The sequence below is a fragment of the Pseudoalteromonas sp. D15MCD-2 genome (assembly GCF_038562745.1).
In the GTDB taxonomy this organism is placed as follows: domain Bacteria; phylum Pseudomonadota; class Gammaproteobacteria; order Enterobacterales; family Alteromonadaceae; genus Pseudoalteromonas.
The window spans coordinates 866,416-884,881 of record NZ_JBCFQE010000002.1; the positions used below are offsets into that span (position 1 = coordinate 866,416).

Below are 18,466 nucleotides of genomic sequence, written 5' to 3' on the forward strand. Positions count from 1 at the left end.
ATGAATGGTGATGATAATTATTATCAGTTGTGATAACTTACCCGCCGATTGTTTCCTTATTAAAAACAATAATCCTATAAAAATTTGCTAATAACACGCGGAGATAAAAATGAAATTCACTCAGTTGCCTGTTGCAACCGCTATTCTTTGTGCACTTTACCCTCAAATCAGTTTTGCAGAACAAACAACTGACGTAGAAGCTAACCTCGAAAAAATCGAAATTGTAGGTATTCGACAAAACCGTATTAGTGAAGGCGCGACAGGTTTAGCACTAGAAATTGATGAAACGCCGCAATCAATTAGTGTGATCTCTGCTGAGCAACTAAAGAATTATTCCGCTTTTAACATTAATGATGCTTTACGCTTAGCACCTGGTATCAATGTTGAAGAATGGGAAACTAACCGTACCAACTACACATCACGTGGTTTTGAAATTAAGAATACACAAATCGATGGCGTTGGCTTACCGAATGACTGGGGTATCGTTACCGGCGCAATGGAAGCATACGGCTACGAAAAAATTGAAGTTATTCGTGGTGCCAATGGCTTACTCACTGGTGTAGGTAATGCATCGGGTACGCTTAACTATGTGCGCAAACGCCCTAAAAACGAAAACGGCGGCGAGATCGGCGTCTCTGTTGGTTCATGGGATTTTAAACGTTTACAAGCTGACTATTCTCTTTTACTAACTGAATCAGGTAGTTGGGCTGCTCGTTTTGTGGCTGCTGCAGAAGATAAAGAGTCATACCTAGATGGCCTTGAGAACAACCGCGAGTTTTTCTCTGCGGTGGTAGATGGTCAGCTTACAGATAACTCAACGGTTACTATTGGTTATTCATATCAAGATGCAGATACCGATGGCAATACTTGGGGCGGCCTTGTTTATAACTACACAGATGGCACGCAAGCTAAATGGGATGTCAGCGACACAACCACCCAAGAGTGGACAATGTGGGACACCATTAACACCTCTGCATTTGTTGAATACAACTATGTTTTTGCAAACGCATGGCAGCTTCAAGCGAGCTACAACTTCCGCGGTTTTGAAGAGCAAGATAAACTTTTTTATGCATATGGCACTATTGATAAAGATACTAACCTTGGCCTAAATGGTTCTCCTGGTCGTTATGATAGTGAAATCGATGCTGATTTATTTGAAATCAAAGCATTTGGTGCCTTTGAATTGTTTGGTAAAGAGCACCAAGCGAGCTTTGGGGTAAGCCATGCAAAAAGTGATGATGTGATGTATCAGCACCCGTTTGATTTTGCAAATACACCAGCGGCCGGACCAACGCCTGCGTTCCCGTACGATTTAGATGCGATCCCAGAACCTGAATGGTTAACGCCGGTTCTGTATTCAGATATTGAACAAAAGCTAACCCGTTACTTTGGCTCTGCTCAGTTAAATATTACGGATAAATTATTTACTGTGGTTGGTTTTAACGCTATTGAATTTGAACGCTCAGGTATGAATGCCGGTGCATCTATCGATAATGATGAGAGCGAAACTAGCCCATATATCGGTTTTACCTATAAGTTAAACGATGATTTAAACTTATATGCTAGTTACTCAGATATTTATCAGCCACAAGAGCAAGCTGATTACAACGGCCAATACTTAGCACCTACCAAAGGCACTAACTTTGAAACCGGTGTTAAGGCTTCTTGGTTTGATGATGCCCTAATGACAACATTTGCTTATTTTACTGCTGAGCAAGATAACTTTGCGCAATACGCAGGCCTGACAGAAGATGGCATTTATTACTATGAAGGCGTGTCTATTGAATCAGAAGGCTATGAATTTGAAGTCACAGGTAAAATCACCGACGCTATGAATATCGTCGCATCTTATACGCATATTGATGTAACAGATGAAAATGGTGATGACACCAATAAATGGGCACCTCGCGATGTTGTTGGTGTAACAGTAGACTATGCATTAACAGATGCAGTGGTTGTTGGTTTAAATGGCCGTTGGCAATCTAAAATCGAAAGCACTGATTACAATGTTAAGCAAGGTAGTTACGCGCTGCTAAACGCCTTCGCGCGTTGGAATATTAATGACCAAGTTGCAGTACAGGCAAACGTTAATAATATTACTGATGAGCAATACATCAATAGCTTACAAACTGTGGGTTATTATGGCGCGCCAACAAACGGTAGCCTAACTCTGACTTATAAGTTCTAAACGCTGTTTAGAAAAAAGTGTCGCCCGAATGGGCGACACACATCTATTAATTAGGGCAATTACCTAATTCATAATACCCAGCACTAGTTTGCGCTAAGGTACTGGTATAAAAAGTGTTATAAAGACCTAGGTTATCACCTGAACCCACCGCATAAGCGTAAGAACCATTCGTGGTTGCGCGATTTGCTTGCACATGTGCATAGTTGCTTGAAGTAGTTTCGCTGCATTGGTAATCACCATTCGGTGTTGAGTCACACGCATCACCCACACCATCTGCATCACTATCCAGTTGATCACTATTGGCCACCAGCGGGCAGTTATCTAGGCTATCACTAACACCATCGCTGTCAGAGTCACTCGTTTCACCATCAGGAGTGCTGTCACACACATTACCAATCCCGTCATTATCGTTATCAGCTTGATCAGCATTCGCTACATTCGGGCAATTATCTGCGCCGTCGAGCACACCGTCGTTGTCTGCGTCATTAGTCGGTTCAGTGGTGGTTTTGCATGCTTGTAATGGCCCTGCACAACTTGAATCATCATCAGCAATCCACTGACATTGATTTGTACCCGCTGAATACTCGCGCATTGTAAAGGCAGCGGTTCCAAACGCTAAATAACAGGCAGAATAACCTTCGCCCCAACTAATATGGCCTTCGTTGATATGAAGATTGTAATCGCCTGTCACGCCAGCATCGATGACAAAACTAATGCTATCTGTTGATGTCAGCGCGGTATCATCTGTTGCGGTGATCACTGCGCTATTATTGCCGCCAGCTAGATTGCATTGCTCAGCAAAATACTCAAGCCCATTCACTGTAGCTGTCACATCACCATTGCTAAAACTGACCACTACAGTACTTAAGTTTTGATTATTATCAATCACCGTTCCCGTCACTGTAGCGCACTGCCCGTTTACACTAGCCGCAGTATCACTCAGTAGTGGTGCTGTAGCTGCAGGCTCTGGTCCAACGCGTACCGTAAGATTAGCTTCATCACCTTGTTTCGCTTCATTATCTGTGGCACTGACACGCACTTCATAAAGTCCATCGCTGAGTGCACTTGTCACCCCGCTAAAGGTATTATTCGCATCGACTTGCACGTTCAGTGACTCAATTAAGCTTGCCGCGCCACTGACTAGGCTATACACGTTAATATCAACATTGGTTACACTGCCTTCTGGGTCGACTGCACTGCCTGTAATGGTGAGCTGATTATTACTGTCTGTGGCAGTTAAATTACTAATTTCAGGGCCTGCATTACGATCAACTCGTTTATTATTAGCCGCAAAGTACCCACCGAGATAGGTTGCAAAATTAATACTGTTTGCCGCCACATAATCGCCAGACGCACCTTGCCCGCCCGACCACGAATGATCCAAATTATTAAACCACAGCATAGCAACCCGATTCTCTTGCCAAAGTGACTGCTCAGCGTTACGCGTTGCATCATCACTTATTGTCGTTGTGCCTGAAAGTTGATTAACCCCATAAAGGGCAGCAAAGCCATCTGCGTTTTGCTGGTTGTAACAGGTATTCACTGTGGTATCGGCAGTACCATGACCAATCACCGCTATTTGTGTGGCAAAATGATCTTTATAACTGCCAGCATAGCTTTCACAGCGGGATACAAAGGTGTTTTCAGACACTGTTTCACAGGTCGAAATTGCCCCACTTGAACTTGTGCCGATGGTTGGCCCAGCGCTTGGTGCAACCCCAGCAAATACATCAGGCGCTACACAAGCCGTTTGTGCAGCCATTGCGGCTCCAGATGATAAGCCTGCAATATACACTTGTTTAGGGTCAATATTACGCGTTGCATCAGCGCTCAATGTATTGGCTAAATTAACCAGATTTTTATAATCGCCAGAGCTGCGATTGATTGCTCCTTGCCAATATGACCAGCAGCTATAGCCTGCTTTATTCATAGCATCAGGAACGGCTATTACCATGCCATGGGCTTCGGCTGCATCTTCAAGGTTAGCAGTTAAGTAGTTATTAATGGGTTGCACGCAGCCATGCAGTACCAGCATCAAAGAATGGCCATTGCCTATGCTTGATTGCGTATCAGGAGTGTAAATATGAACATTATTAAAACCGCCAATGCTGACATTTTGCTGCCAACTCCCTGCAAAACTTGGCTGCGAGAAAATAGCAGCACAGAGCACTGCGAGCGGAGTAAACGACGCTGATTTTCGTTTACATAATTGTGTTACTTTTTGCATATATCGCCTTTATAGTCGTTATCATTGTTGTCTGTCAGTTGATGACTAACTCAATGTAGTAGAACTATTTAAAAAGCGACCTATAACTATAGTGCTACATCCATAAGAAACCTTAACCCTAAACAATCACTTTTTATTAATGCACTTTAGTGGATTAAAACAAAAAAGCGCTGCAGGTTTCTGCAGCGCTTTTACTAAAACGAGTAACTCTTTGTAAATTAGTATATCGTTAGCTTGATATTGTTTATTCCTCTTTCTGCCACAGGTCGACCTTGTGGGCCAAGGTGATGAGCAGCGTGGAACTTAGACCCTATTGCACTAATTCTGTGTAAGAAGCTAATTTCTTCATCATATTTAAGTGCTAATGTATTATCAGGACGCTCACCATCATCAGGCTGCATAATTCGCGCATATAGTTCCGGAGTTGCAGTAGAGAAAGTGATTTCACTTTGCTGAGAGCTTAATGTAAGCCACTGAACATCCGAGAAGTACCCTTTAAATTCAGGTAATTCCCAGCGCTCGCCAGCAACGCCTTCATTATAATCATTTTCCCAAACAGAGTAGTTTACGCCCTCTAAGCGGTTAGCCCATACACGGTAAGGGCCATCACCTAACCAACGTTTATGCTCAATTGCTTTTTTCGGATAATTAAAACCAACGCCATGAAGGATGTATTCACCGTCAAGCCAGTAATCAACATCCATTGATAAATGACCTTCAGGGTGAACAGTCCAAGTTAGCTTTGTAATGCCTGCTGGCGGGTTCATCACTTCAATCACTAAATCATTAGCAATAATTTCAGACTTTAATTCTGTCGGTTTTTTATCTTGTTGCGCTTCTTTCTCAGCATTTGGATCATGAGTTAGCCATGAACCAATACCATTATAAACCCCTTTATTTAGTGAGTTATCAGAACGAAGTAACCTAGGACCATTTGTCAACGCCGCAGTTTGACCTTGCTTACTGTATGACTTTAATAGACCTGTTGTTGCATCAAAAATAATTGTTCTATCAGCAGCCTTAACCGCTAACTCAGATTCGTTTTGACTAACAATTTGAGCTGGTTTAGTTGCTGATGCCTGATTTTCAAATTGCTCTTGAGTTAATTTTGCAAGTTTAGCCGCACTCTGGATAGGCCAAGCATCTGTCCAAATTGAATTCTGCTGCTGGTCAAAAAATTCAACCTCTAACCACCCATTTTGCTGCCAATTGTCAGGTAAGTTCAATTGTACTGTTCCTGTCGAGTCTGGCTTAATAGCAGGGAGTGTGGCTTTATTGCTCGCTACAAGCTGCTTTTTATCAGAAAACGCTGTCACTGGCTGATATAAACGCCATTCGAGCGACATAGTTGATAGATCAACAAAGTCATACAGGTTTTTAACTTGCAACTGACCGTCAAAAGAACCGGCAAGTAACTGGCCATTCTTTAAGTTTTCAACTTGGATTGGTGACCAAATTTCTTTAATTGTAAAAAAGCTCGCTTCTTTTTCACCATAAGGTCCAACAATACCATCTGGCGCATGGTTAAAGTCGGTATCAACACGGCCATTTTGATCTGTACGCTCAACACCCTCATCAGCAAACACCCATAGGAAACCACCGGCACCAACAGGAGTTGACATCATGAAGTCCCAAAAATCTCTCAAACCTGCACCATGGCCACCATCATACAAGCCATGTAAGAACTCGGTTGGGAAAAATACTTCATTACGGGCTTTTTTAGCTACTAGTTCCGAGTAAGTTGGGTAATGATCAGTATCGATATTACGGAACAACTCCCAAGGATGAAGAATTGGACGGTTTTGAATGTCATAAAGGTGATAATCATCATCAACATCGGTATTAAAACCGCCTTCATTACCGTTCGCCCAGAATAAAATACTTGGGTGTGCTTGGTCGCGTTTAACAAGCTGAGCAACTAGGCGTCTCGCTGATGGCGTATCAATAACTGGCTTTTGCCATGTGCCTAACTCATTAATAACATAAATACCAAGACGATCTGCCGCTTCTAAAAAGTGCACATCGGGTGGGTAATGCGACATTCTAACAGCATTCATGTTCATGCTTTTCATCGTCTTAATGTCATCGATGCTGGCTTGTTTAGTCATAGTACGTCCAGTTGCTGGACGGAAGCTGTGACGGTTAACCCCTTTAAGGATAATTTTTTCGCCATTTAAATATAAGCCGTCATGTGGGCGTAATTCAAAAGTTCTAAAGCCAAAGGTTTTATCGAAACTATGTAGAGTTTTAGAGCCTTCTTTTAAATCAATACGTACTTGATATAAATTAGGCGTCTCGGCACTCCAAAGCTCAGGAGAGTCAACATTAGTGGCTAAATGCACTTTGTTACCATCAAGTTTGGCATTAAACGTTTCACTTACTGGGTTGCCATCTAAATCTAAAATTTGTGCTTCAACAGCAGAAGCATTTGATTTATCAAGTCCTTCGAGATAAACATCCATTTTAAATTCACCAGACGCTTTTGCATCTAATGAAACCCAGTCAATATGAGATTGTGGCAAAGACTGTAAAAAGACTTGACGATAGATACCACCGAACACCCAATAGTCTGCTGCGCGTTCTGCTGCTTCAATACTTTTGTTAGCCGAAACTTTATCTACCACAACCTTTAGCTCATTAGCTTCACCACTTTTTAAAAATGGCGTTATGTCATAGCTGAATCGATAAAAACCACCTTGGTGGGTTGGCCCCACTTGTTGTTGGTTCACAAACACAGTGGCATCTGTCATCACACCATCAAAAACAATTTCAATTTTGCGACCAGACCAATCAGCAGGTAGGCTAAAATCACGACGATAAATACCTTGTTCGCTATGTTTATCTGGGATGTAGCCGTAATCATAGTTACCGAAGCCTTGTTGCTCCCAGTTAGAAGGAACATCTATTTTGCTCCATTGACCACAGTTTTGCCCTTCACTACAGTAAAAGTCCCATTTCACCGCATCATCACTGCCAGTCCCACTTAACATCATTATGTCTGTTTTAGCGTCATCATTAGGCTGAATGTCAACACTTTGCTGACTATTACAGGCTACAACCAAGAAGCTCAAGCAAGCGATAAACGCATTTCTTAATATACTGGTTTCAAACCATGCTGGTTTGCTTATTAACCTTAGCTTTTTTTCAAGCCGGCCAAAATAATCCTTCCTCATATGTGTTCCTCTAACTGTTGAAATTATAATGTTTTTAGAAAATTTTTAGTCTACACAAGCTAATATTACCATTAAGTATATACATATCATAATACAATTGCCACCGGTAGCATTTTGAGGTTTCATCCACCTTGTTCGCGTGTTTTACTCATCATATTTGACGCTAAAAAACGACCTACTGCATTAATTTTAATAAATAAATTAACAATTATGTCATTTGTTTTTTGTCTTGCACCAAAAAGAAATCAAACCTTGCACTACAACTGAACCCTCTCTTTATGAAGCATAAAAATAATACGAATTGCTATGTAACTACATTCTCATGCTCTTTTTTCGAAATTCCACCGAAAAAATAAACACCTGATAAAAAACAACTTATTTTAGAAAATAAGCAGAAACATGTAACAAAATATTAAAAAGAATATAATAATACTTAAACATCTAAATTTTCTGTGTTATAAAATTTAGGAGCGTGGTTAGGGGGATGAAGACAACACAACAAGCCTGGCATGCTTACTTGCGGTGCAACTATTTGGCTAAAAATGCCACCGGTGGCAAAATTGCAGGAAAAATACACTTAATAAAAAAACACACGATATCAGCACCTTGTCGAACATTAGAGGTTTTTCTAATGATGCTGATTTAACACTGAATCAAATAACTTCTGTTATTGATTCGCATTAAAATAATTTTGGAGGTTATTTTAAATGTTTAAGAAAACGACATTAGCCAGCACAATTTGTATGGCCCTTTTTGGGCAATGTGTTTATGCAGCAGATGAGGCTGCAGAGCAAACACAAAACGCTCAAGCAAATGACAACAATGATTCCCTTGAAATAATTGAAGTTGTTGGGATCCGAAGCAGCTTAAATAAAGCCGTTAATATCAAGCGCCAATCAATTCAGGTTGTTGATGCGATTGTTGCCGAAGATATTGGTAAGTTTCCTGATAATAACCTTGTTGAGGCTCTGCAACGTGTAACAGGTGTACAGGTAACAGACCGCGCATCGGGTGAAGTAAATACTGTTACAATCCGTGGCTTAACCGATGTTACAACTACAATTAATGGCCGAGAAATGTTCACCGCAGCAGGGCGTCAACTTGCTGTTGCAGACATACCTGCGGCACTTCTTGAAAGTGTAGAAGTCTACAAAACACGAAATGCCAGCCAATTAGCGAGCGGTATTGCGGGTCAGCTTAATGTTCGCACCCAACGTCCATTTAATTTTGAAGGCTCAAAGGTTGTGGTCAATGCCCGTGGCGTTTATCAAGACCAATCTGAAGAAACCGATCCTATCGTAAGTGTGCTTGCCAGCAATCGTTGGGAGTCATCTGTTGGTGATGTAGGCGCATTAATTAACCTTTCATTTGCTAGCACCAGCTACCGAGATGAAAATAGTGCGCCAGGTGGTTTCGTGCCATTTAGAGCTGATAACTTAAATCGTATTTACCCATGGCCAACTGGCCTTGAGCACGGTATGGACAGAACGCCAGGGGCAACCATGTATGACCCTGCAACTGACAGTGAGGTTGAGTACTATCTAAGTCGTGACGCACTAAATCAGTCAGATCTAACTGGTAAACGTGAACGCCCAGCAGTAAACCTGTCATTTCAATGGGCACCAAATGATACATCAGAGTATATTTTCGAAGCATTTTACAATGGCTACCGCAACGAAAGTAATAACCACCTATTATTCTCATACGCAGATTCTTCACGGGTAGAAACCGTGACACAACCAGTGTTGTTTGAAGGCACAAATGTCATCAAATCTCGTGCTTGGGGTGACTCAGGTGCATTTACCAGCGGCGACTTTTCTAAGAGCCAAACTGATAGCTACATGTTTGCATTAGGTGGTAAATGGGCGCTATCTGAAGATGCGACACTAAAATCTGAGTTGGTCTATCAAACAAGTAAATATGAACGTGAGTTTGTTGCTATGCAGGCAAATACTCGTTTTCCATTTGTCATGGCAGACTTCAATCATGAAGACGGCATCATGGCATGGACTGTTTACGATGAAGAGTTTGGTACCCCACTTGATTTAACCGATCCAAGCTTATGGACCACCAGTACCATGTTCGATAACGGCGGTGAGGATAATGGTGATGGCTTAACATTCACGCTTGACCTCGACTTCTATGTTGACTGGGGTATCTTTACAAAAGCTAAAGCAGGTGTTCGTTATGATAAACGTACAGCTGATAGCAGTAGTCGTGATTCTAATCGATTTAACCCTATTCCATTAGCATCTCTAGGCTCAGAAGCGCACTACGTAAATAGTGATTTCTTTGATGGGAAAAGTGATTTGCCGAGATCATGGGTTGCCTTTAATGCAAAAAACTTATGGCAAAACCGTGCAGAGTATCGTGATACGTTTAATTTCTACGATAGCGCCGATGGCGAGCGTCGAATGACGCTACAAAAGAACTTCGATATCGACCAAACTTCATGGGCTGCATATGTGCAAAGCCAATTTGAAACACAACTTTTTGGTAATCGATTAGACGGTGATATTGGTCTTCGCTATACCTACGCAGGCGCTGACATGGACTTTTACCACTGGGATGGAGAAGTTGGTGGCATAGTACAGAGTACTGGCCGAAATAGTAGCGCAAAGTTCTTACCTAATTTAACGCTACGCTATCATTTAAGCGATAATTTAATTACTCGTTTTGCTTATACACAAACCTTACGCCGCCCAGAGTTTGGCCAATTAAATAGTTTTATTAATTTACGTCCAGACACTACAAATGTTGGCTACGGCAACGCAAGCGGTGGTAATCAAAGCCTACGCCCAGTTGAATCTACTAACTATGACTTCTCACTAGAATACTACTTTAATGAAGGTAGCTCAGCGTATGCGACCTACTTCTACAGAGATATTGAAGGGTTTGTTTTTGATTCATTACGCCAAGCTCAATTTCCAAACCCAGAAACCGGTGAGATGGAAGATTATATACTTTCTCAACCTGGCAACACCTCCAATGGTGTTCTGAAAGGCGTTGAAGTTGGCTTAGTTTACTTCCCTGAATCTGTTCCACAGTGGTTAGATGGCATTGGCCTTCAAGCAAGTGGTACCTTCTTAGATTCGGATCAAGACATTCCAATCTTTAGCAACGAAGGTGAGTTAACAGGATACACAAACAGAAGCGTATTTGGTGTTTCAGATACCTCTTACAGCGGTGTATTAATTTATGAACGAGAAAATTTCAGCACTCGCCTCTCTTACGTTTGGCGTGACTCATTCTTAAATCGCTATGGCTCAGGTCGTTTCGCACATCCACGAGGTGTTTATCGTCGACCAGAACAAAGTTTAGACTTCCAAGTAAGTTACGATGTCACTGAAGACTTAGTTGTGACATTTGATGCGACAAACCTTACAGATGAGGTTTATCGTCAATACTACGAACTACCAACTGTTCTAAACGACTCAGCCTCTATTTATAGTCGTACATTCGGCTTAGGGTTCCGCTATAGCTTCTAACTAAGTTTAGCAAAACCAAGGAAGGTTTATTTGATTTCCCCATCAAGTTAGAAAATAAAGCACTGTACCCTTAGGGTCAGTGCTTTTTTCATTTTAGATAGACTAGATTTATCTACGCGTAACAACATTGCCACCGGTGGCAATGTTTGCTAAAGTTGATTGCATAAATAACAGCCTTAGGCCATTAAAAAACAACTAACGTGCCTAAGTTACTCACTGCTAATTAAGTTTAGTCATTACATATTTAAATTTTGCCACCGCTGGCAACGAAAGATTTTGAGGAACCTTATGTCAATTAAATCACAGCCGCTTTCACTTCACCCTGATAGGCTATTTTCGAGTGACCCGGCAATTGTTAGTGTTGCCCGAGAACTTTATGAAGAAATAAAAGATCTTCCAATAGTCAGCCCACATGGCCATACAGACCCAAAGTGGTTTAATAAAAACCCTAACTTTGGTAACGCCACTGAACTCTTTATAAAACCAGATCACTATGTATTTAGAATGCTTTACAGCCAAGGTATTGATTTAAACGAGCTTGGTATTCCTGAGCATGGTATCGATGGCGATTTAACACGATCAAAAAATGCAGATCCAAAAAAAGCTTGGCAGATTTTTGCGGATAACTATTACCTATTTGCAGGTACCCCAAGTGGCTACTGGTTAGATGCCGTTTTTTGTGATGTATTTGGTTTTAAAGAAAAACTTAACTCTGAAAACGCACAACAATACTACGATAAAATCACCGCTGAACTTGCAACAGATGCTTATAAACCGCAAGCATTAATGGACCGCTTTAACATTGAGCTCATAGCAACTACTGAAGGTGCATTAGATTCACTTGAACACCATAAAGAAATGGCTGATACAGCTATGGCCAAACGAGTTATAACCACATTTAGGCCTGATGATGTTGTGGATGCGAGCCGAGAAGACTTTACTGACAATCTCGCTAAGCTTGGTGAGTTAACAGATCAAGATACCAGTACTTGGCAAGGTTATTTAGAAGCAGTTCGCATTCGTCGCGCTTACTTTAAAAAGGAAGGTCGAGCAACTGCAACCGACCATGGTCACCCAAGTGCGATTACTGCTGATTTATCACTATCTGAATGTGAAGCATTATTTAAAAAATGCCGCACAGGTAACGCAACAGAACAAGAGCAAGAACTATTTCGTGGCCAAATGCTAACGGAGCTGGCAGGTATGAGTATTGAAGATGGCCTTGTGATGCAAATTCATCCTGGTGCACATCGTAATCATAACCAGCCAATTTTCAATCAATTTGGACGTGATAAAGGCGCAGATATTCCAAGCCAAACCGAGTATGTTAATGCGCTTAAGCCTCTTTTAAGTAAATATGGTAATCATCCAAAGTTAAAAATCATTTTATTTACCCTAGATGAAACGACTTACAGTCGTGAGCTGGCACCGCTTGCTGGTCATTACCCTAGTTTAAAACTAGGTCCGGCATGGTGGTTTCATGATAGCCCTGCAGGTATGCTGCGTTTTCGTCAGCAAACAACTGAAACCGCAGGTTTCTATAATACCGTCGGTTTTAATGATGACACGCGAGCTTTTCTATCGATTCCAGCAAAGCATGATGTAGCACGTCGAGTTGATTGCCGCTACTTAGCAGAGCTTGTTACAAATCATCAAATAACGATTGAAACAGCCCACCAGCTTGCTTATCAACTGACTTATGGGTTGGTTAAAAAGGCGTATAACTTATAAAAATCTAGCACGGCATTATTGACATAATGTCGTGCTTATTCAGGAACTCGAGATGTTGATTCGCGTGTCACCAAATGTGGCGTTACTGTTTTTGGCATAGGTAGTTTGTCTTGATTACCACGAGAGCGATTAATCAACTTTTGTACGGCTAAGCATGCCATATTAAATACAGGTCGGCGTATTGTTGTCAGCGATGGAATGATCCGAGATGCAAGAATATTGTCATCGAACCCCGCGACCGATAACTGTTCCGGCACTTTAATACCTTGGTTGTTAGCCACACGGAGCACAGCTGCAGCCATCTCATCATTATTAGCAACGATTGCTGTTGGCCTAGGTTGTTTGCTTAACAACTCCCTAGCGCACTCTAAACCACTGTCGTAACTATTTTTGCCTTCAACAATATATTCTGAGGGTAAATTTACATCATAAACCTGCAATTCAGCTAAAAAGCCAGCTAAACGCTCTATTGATGAACGATAATTTTGTGGGCCAGAAATAAAGCCAATGTCCTGATGGCCTAATTCGACTAAATGGTCTGCCATATCACGCATTGCTGCACGCTCGTCAGATACAACAATATTATCAGCGTCATCCAAATCAACTGATGCAAGCCTTACGTATGGACAATCAACATCTCTTAAAGCTGCAGCGAGCTCTTTGTTTTCTGATACCGGAGGCAAGATAATGACGCCATCTAATTTTGAACGAGCGATAAAACGTAAGCAGTCATCAACAAAATCTTCGCGTTTTGCAGAACCTGGGTGTACTACTAACTCGTAGCCTAATTCAGCACAGACACTCAATGCACCTCGTTGCACTTCATCAATATAGAGTGCATCAGGGTTATCATAAATTAGCCCTAACAAATACGAACGGCTTGAGGCTAAACCTCTGGCTTGCTTATCTGGCGAGAAGCCTGTTTGCTTTATTATCTCAAGCACTTTTTCACGTGTTGCTTCACCTACCGCAGGTGAGCTATTTATTACACGAGAAACGGTACGTTTTGATACCCCCGATAAGCGGGCAATATCATTAATTGTCACTGACATAGAAGATCCCGAAATAACTAACTTAGCTATAGTAGCACCAAGCTTTTATCCATAAAAGCTGTTAACTCTAGCAAAGCAATTGTTTTTATTAATCAATCAACCCTAGTAAGCGAGGTAAAAACTCACTTATGGCAGGTAAATAGGTCACCAACATAAGCACCATAAACATCACACAATACAAAGGCAGCATTGGCTTAATGATTTTATGAAGCGAAGTTTTTGCTACTGCGCAGCTGACAAACAATACACTACCAACCGGCGGCGATACCAAACCGATTGATAAATTAAGCACTATCATTACCCCAAATTGCACCGGTGACATGCCAAACTGTGCTGCAACGGGCAAAAAGATCGGAGTAAATATAAGCACTGCAGGTGTCATATCGATAAAGGCACCCACTAATATCAAAATGAGATTGATTAATAACAAAATCAGTAATGGGTTATCACTTAAGGTTAAGAAAAATTGACTCACTATTTGCGGAATGTGTGAATAAGATAAAACCCACGACATCGCACTAGAAGCGGCAATAATAAGCATCACGATTGCCGTTGTTTCACAAGCTTTTAGCAGTAGTTTAGGTAACTCATCTAGCGATAATTCTTTATACACAAAAACAGCTAAAACCAGTGCATATAATACAGCGACAGCCCCTGCTTCTGTGGCTGTGAATACACCTCCTATGATACCGCCAATAACGATTATGATGAGTAGCAAACTAGGGATGGCTGCAATCACTTTTTCTAAAACCAAAGCAAGTGGTAAACGTGCTGCTACGGGGTAGTTGTTTTTTAAAGAATAGATGGCACAAACCAACATCAGTGTTAATCCCAGTAAAATACCTGGTAAATACCCAGCAACAAACAGTGCCGCGATCGACACTCCGCCACTTGCTATAGCATAAATAATTAAGATGTTACTTGGCGGTATTAGCATACCCGTGGTTGCTGCGCTGGCCGTAACTGCGGCGGCGAAATTTTCACTATAACCGTGCTTTTTCATTTCTGGCACCATAAAGCTGCCTATCGCCGATGTGGCCGCCACTGCAGAACCAGAAATTGCGCCAAACATCATACAAGACATCACATTGACCAGCGCTAATCCGCCCGGTAAAAAACCGACCATAGCCATAGCAGATTCAATTAAACGCCTAGCTATGCCCCCCTGCCCCATGATCAGACCCGATAAAATAAAAAACGGAATGGCCAGTAGTGCAAAGCTGTCTATTCCCCCTATCATTTGCTGCGCAATTGTCGTTGCCGCTGGGGTAAAATCCATGTGTAAAACCAGCGCTAACAACGTCGACAGAGCAATACTAATCGATATCGGCACATTGATTAGCAGCAGTGTGAAAAAACAAACAAGCAACAAGATGGCTGTCATTTCCATTATTCTTGCTCCTGTGTTTGTCTAAAAAAATAAATGATATTTTCAATGCAATTGAATGTGATGAGTACGCCACTAATTGGCAAAGCAGCGTAAATAAACCCCATATTGATCCCAAGAGCAGCTGAACGTTGATCTAATGAAAAGCTTAAGTTCATCAACATACCGCCTCCATAAACTAATAGGCTGAGCGCGGTAATCAGTACTGAAAACTCAATTAAAAATGAACACTTACGACGTATCGTTGGAATCATCTTTTGATAGAAAAGATCAAGCCCTAAGTGTGCTCGGGTACGATAGGCATACGAAGCACCTAAAACGCCAATCCACATAAGTAAAAAACGAGCAAGTTCTTCAGTGTAAGAGTTAGGGGACCGCAAAATAAAGCGTGAGAACACCTGCCAACTAACGACTGCAACAATGGCAAACATCGCAACAATTAATACCCATTCAATGAGCTGATTTATTTTCGCATTAAACTCTTTCATAACGCCTCCTGCATCGCTTTTATTGCCGCAATTTGTGCGGCGATAGGCGTGCCTTTAAATGAGGCATGAAAAGGGGCTACTTTCTCTTGAAACACTTGTTTATCTGGGTAAATAACCTCAACACCCGCATCAACAACGGCCTGTAATGCCTGATCAGATGCTGATTGCCACAAACTACGTTGATAGGTAACAGAATCTTGCATTGCCAACTTCAGCCAGTGTTGCTGCTGAGTCGTTAATTGCTGCCAAACCTTTTGACTAGCAACTACGATGTCAGGCACAAAAGTGTGTTCATCTAGGGTGTAGTACTTCGCAATTTCATAATGACGAGATAGGTAATAGCTAGGCGGGTTATTTTCTGCACCATCGACAACACCTTGTTGCAGGGCAGAATAAAGTTCACCCCACGCAATGGGAGTGGCAGCGCCACCTAAAGACTGCACAGTAGCAATAGCCATTGGGCTAGTTACAACTCTAATTTTGCTACCTATTAAGTCATCGGGCGTTCTAATAGCTGCATCTGTTGTGTAAAAGCTGCGACTACCCGCATCATAATAGCCAAGCCCTTTAAGGCGAGCTACAGCTAGGTCATCAAGCAATTTTTGCCCAAGCTGACTATTAAGTACTTTCCAAAAGTGCTCACTATCGTTAAATAAATAAGGCACTCCAAATACTTTCATTTGAGGCACAAAGCCTTCAAGTGGGCTTGACGATACTTTTGTCATCGACAAACTACCGATTTGTAATAGCTCTATTAACTCTCTTTCCGTGCCTAATTGTGCTGCGGGATAAATCACAATTTCCATTTGATTATCAGAGTAATAAGCTAAACGCTCTGCCATATACTCCATGGCTTGATGGGTAACATGACGGGTATCTAATGTATGCGCCATTGTTAGGCGAATAACCTTGTTGTCGTCACTGCAAGCACTGATAAAAAATAAACAGCAGCAGAGAAATAGCGTGCTCAGAAGAATTTTATGCATTGTTGTGTCTTCTTTGTGTGTTCAGTTGTGTGTTCATGTTGTCTTATATAATCCTTTATATTTCATTAAGGTACACGGCAATCCAAGCTATGACCTGCGTATCCATTTAAAAAATTTTGTGAGTTTTAAATGGAAAGCTATAAACAAACGTTAATTGTATTACTTATTTGTTAAAGGCCAGTTTTGACTACCGGTAGCAAATTGTCAAATCTTATTTGCCACCGGTGGCAAAATTAACTACTATGTTCTGCAATACACTGTAACAATGCTAAGAGCGGGCACAAAAATGCAAACTTTAAATCGTAAAAACTTTAATAAAAACAAATATCCAACGAGTATAATGCAGTTTGGAGAAGGCAATTTTTTACGTGCATTTGTCGATTGGCAAATAGATAAGCTTAACGAACAAACAGGTTTAAATGCCGGTGTTGCTATCATCAGACCCATCGACTACGACTCGCTGCCGCTTCTTAATACACAGGATGGCTTATATACCTGTATTATTCGTGGTATCAATGAGCAAAACAAAGCTGTTTCTGAGCAGCGTATTATCAGTTGCGTTAACGAAGAAATCCCTGTTTACAAAGAGTTTGATAACTATTTAAAGCTTGCTGAGAACAGCGACCTTAAAGTCATTTTTTCGAATACGACAGAAGCCGGCATTGAATACATTCCCGAGGACAAGTTATCTGATACACCTGCAAAAGCATTTCCAGCAAAACTAACGCAATGGTTATTTCACCGCTTCAAGCACTTCAATGGTGCAAGTAGTAGTGGCATGATCATAATTCCTTGTGAACTTATTGATTATAATGGCGAAAAGCTTAAAGAGATTGTATTGCAGTACAGTCAGTTATGGGATTTACCAAGCGAGTTTGTGAACTGGCTTAACGAGCACAATCATTTTTGTTCATCTCTCGTTGACCGTATTGTGACGGGCTTTCCGCGCGATGAACATCAAGCTTTACAGCAACAATGCGGTTATTACGACAACTTCATGGTAACAGCAGAATACTTTCATTTATTTGTGATCCAAGGACCACAGCATTTAGCTGATGTATTACACCTTAAAGGCAGTGACTTAAACATTAAGGTTGTTGACGATATTGCTCCTTATAAACAACGAAAAGTGGCTATTTTGAACGGTGCGCATACTGCTATGGTTCCACTTGCCTATATGGCAAATATTGATTCGGTTGGCGAGGCTCTCGCTTCACCTCTGCTTGAAAAATACGTTACTAAACTGATATTTGATGAAATCATCCCTACTCTATCCTTACCTAAAGAAGAGTTACAGATTTTCGCGAATGACGTATTAAACCGCTTCAGAAACCCTTATATATGTCACCTACTGATGTCTATTTCATTAAATAGCATGACTAAATTTAAAACACGCTTGTTACCTCAGTTAGAGCAATATATTAGCGACAACAAAACTGTACCACTACTCATCGCAACAGCTTTAGCTGGGCAAATATTGTTTTATCGTGGCGAGCGAAATGACGACAAAATTGAATTAGCCGACAATCCAAAGTGGTTGGCTTTATTCAACGAGCAATGGCAACAACATCAGCAAGGATCAATAACAACCAATGAGCTAGTAAGCTCTGTGTTAGCTGCTAAGTGGCATTGGGATAAAGACTTAAATGAAATTGCAGGCCTTACAGATAAAGTGACTGAGCAATTAAATCTAATGCTATCAAGCTCAGTTGAACAAACGCTTGTTAACTTATTGGAGTCATAACC

Annotated in this window: 10 protein-coding genes; 4 read left to right on the forward strand and 6 right to left on the reverse strand. The window is 41.3% G+C overall.

All coding sequences use genetic code 11. The features are described from left to right. Positions 1-109 precede the first annotated feature (109 nt). Positions 110-2,188 (forward strand): TonB-dependent siderophore receptor, encoded by a 2,079-nt coding sequence (locus AADY36_RS20635; protein WP_342409633.1) that lies wholly within the window; start codon positions 110-112, stop codon positions 2,186-2,188. A 46-nt stretch (positions 2,189-2,234) separates the two neighbouring features. Here AADY36_RS20635 and AADY36_RS20640 read toward each other — a convergent pair whose 3' ends face one another. Together AADY36_RS20640 and AADY36_RS20645 are read right to left on the reverse strand one after the other, a co-directional pair. Then, positions 2,235-4,415 carry an extracellular catalytic domain type 1 short-chain-length polyhydroxyalkanoate depolymerase gene (locus tag AADY36_RS20640; RefSeq protein WP_342409634.1) on the reverse strand — a complete coding sequence of 727 codons (2,181 nt, stop codon included), beginning with the start codon at positions 4,413-4,415 and terminating at the stop codon, positions 2,235-2,237. Positions 4,416-4,633: 218 nt separating this feature from the next. Next, a complete protein-coding gene (locus tag AADY36_RS20645; RefSeq protein ID WP_054562495.1) occupies positions 4,634-7,588 on the reverse strand; it encodes a glycoside hydrolase family 2 protein in 2,955 nt (984 codons plus the stop codon). A 707-nt stretch (positions 7,589-8,295) separates the two neighbouring features. Here AADY36_RS20645 and AADY36_RS20650 point away from each other — a divergent pair. After that, positions 8,296-11,076 (forward strand): TonB-dependent receptor, encoded by a 2,781-nt coding sequence (locus AADY36_RS20650; RefSeq protein WP_342409635.1) that lies wholly within the window; start codon positions 8,296-8,298, stop codon positions 11,074-11,076. Between the two features lie 288 nt (positions 11,077-11,364). After that, positions 11,365-12,807 carry a glucuronate isomerase gene (uxaC, locus tag AADY36_RS20655; RefSeq protein WP_342409636.1) on the forward strand — a complete coding sequence of 481 codons (1,443 nt, stop codon included), beginning with the start codon at positions 11,365-11,367 and terminating at the stop codon, positions 12,805-12,807. Positions 12,808-12,842: 35 nt separating this feature from the next. On the opposite strand, the gene AADY36_RS20660 is transcribed toward uxaC, so the two are convergent. The 4 genes from AADY36_RS20660 to AADY36_RS20675 all read right to left on the reverse strand — a co-directional run bounded on the left by AADY36_RS20660 (position 12,843) and on the right by AADY36_RS20675 (position 16,627). Further along, positions 12,843-13,859, reverse strand: a complete 1,017-nt coding sequence (locus AADY36_RS20660; RefSeq protein WP_054562498.1) for a LacI family DNA-binding transcriptional regulator — start codon at positions 13,857-13,859, stop codon at positions 12,843-12,845. A gap of 88 nt (positions 13,860-13,947) precedes the next feature. After that, the gene (locus AADY36_RS20665) at positions 13,948-15,249 is read right to left on the reverse strand and encodes a TRAP transporter large permease (protein ID WP_054562499.1); all 1,302 of its coding nucleotides are present in this window, start codon (positions 15,247-15,249) and stop codon (positions 13,948-13,950) included. Beyond that, positions 15,249-15,734 carry a TRAP transporter small permease gene (locus AADY36_RS20670; RefSeq protein WP_342409637.1) on the reverse strand — a complete coding sequence of 162 codons (486 nt, stop codon included), beginning with the start codon at positions 15,732-15,734 and terminating at the stop codon, positions 15,249-15,251. The genes AADY36_RS20665 and AADY36_RS20670 overlap by 1 nt, the downstream gene beginning before the upstream one ends. Then, positions 15,731-16,627 carry a TRAP transporter substrate-binding protein gene (locus AADY36_RS20675; RefSeq protein WP_095209690.1) on the reverse strand — a complete coding sequence of 299 codons (897 nt, stop codon included), beginning with the start codon at positions 16,625-16,627 and terminating at the stop codon, positions 15,731-15,733. Before AADY36_RS20675 ends, AADY36_RS20670 begins: the two co-directional genes overlap by 4 nt. 379 nt (positions 16,628-17,006) lie before the next feature. Between AADY36_RS20675 and AADY36_RS20680 the strand changes: the two genes are divergently transcribed. Continuing rightward, positions 17,007-18,464 (forward strand): tagaturonate reductase, encoded by a 1,458-nt coding sequence (locus AADY36_RS20680; RefSeq protein ID WP_342409638.1) that lies wholly within the window; start codon positions 17,007-17,009, stop codon positions 18,462-18,464. The last annotated feature ends 2 nt before the right edge of the window (positions 18,465-18,466 follow it).

Coding starts and splice junctions, on each gene's coding strand:
- AADY36_RS20640 (WP_342409634.1), bottom strand. CDS start 4,415: ATGCAAAAAGTAACACAATTATGTAAACGAAAATCAGCGTCGTTTACT.
- AADY36_RS20680 (WP_342409638.1), top strand. CDS start 17,007: ATGCAAACTTTAAATCGTAAAAACTTTAATAAAAACAAATATCCAACG.
- AADY36_RS20670 (WP_342409637.1), bottom strand. CDS start 15,734: ATGAAAGAGTTTAATGCGAAAATAAATCAGCTCATTGAATGGGTATTA.
- AADY36_RS20675 (WP_095209690.1), bottom strand. CDS start 16,627: ATGGCGCATACATTAGATACCCGTCATGTTACCCATCAAGCCATGGAG.
- uxaC (WP_342409636.1), top strand. CDS start 11,365: ATGTCAATTAAATCACAGCCGCTTTCACTTCACCCTGATAGGCTATTT.
- AADY36_RS20650 (WP_342409635.1), top strand. CDS start 8,296: ATGTTTAAGAAAACGACATTAGCCAGCACAATTTGTATGGCCCTTTTT.
- AADY36_RS20635 (WP_342409633.1), top strand. CDS start 110: ATGAAATTCACTCAGTTGCCTGTTGCAACCGCTATTCTTTGTGCACTT.
- AADY36_RS20660 (WP_054562498.1), bottom strand. CDS start 13,859: ATGTCAGTGACAATTAATGATATTGCCCGCTTATCGGGGGTATCAAAA.
- AADY36_RS20645 (WP_054562495.1), bottom strand. CDS start 7,588: ATGAGGAAGGATTATTTTGGCCGGCTTGAAAAAAAGCTAAGGTTAATA.
- AADY36_RS20665 (WP_054562499.1), bottom strand. CDS start 15,249: ATGGAAATGACAGCCATCTTGTTGCTTGTTTGTTTTTTCACACTGCTG.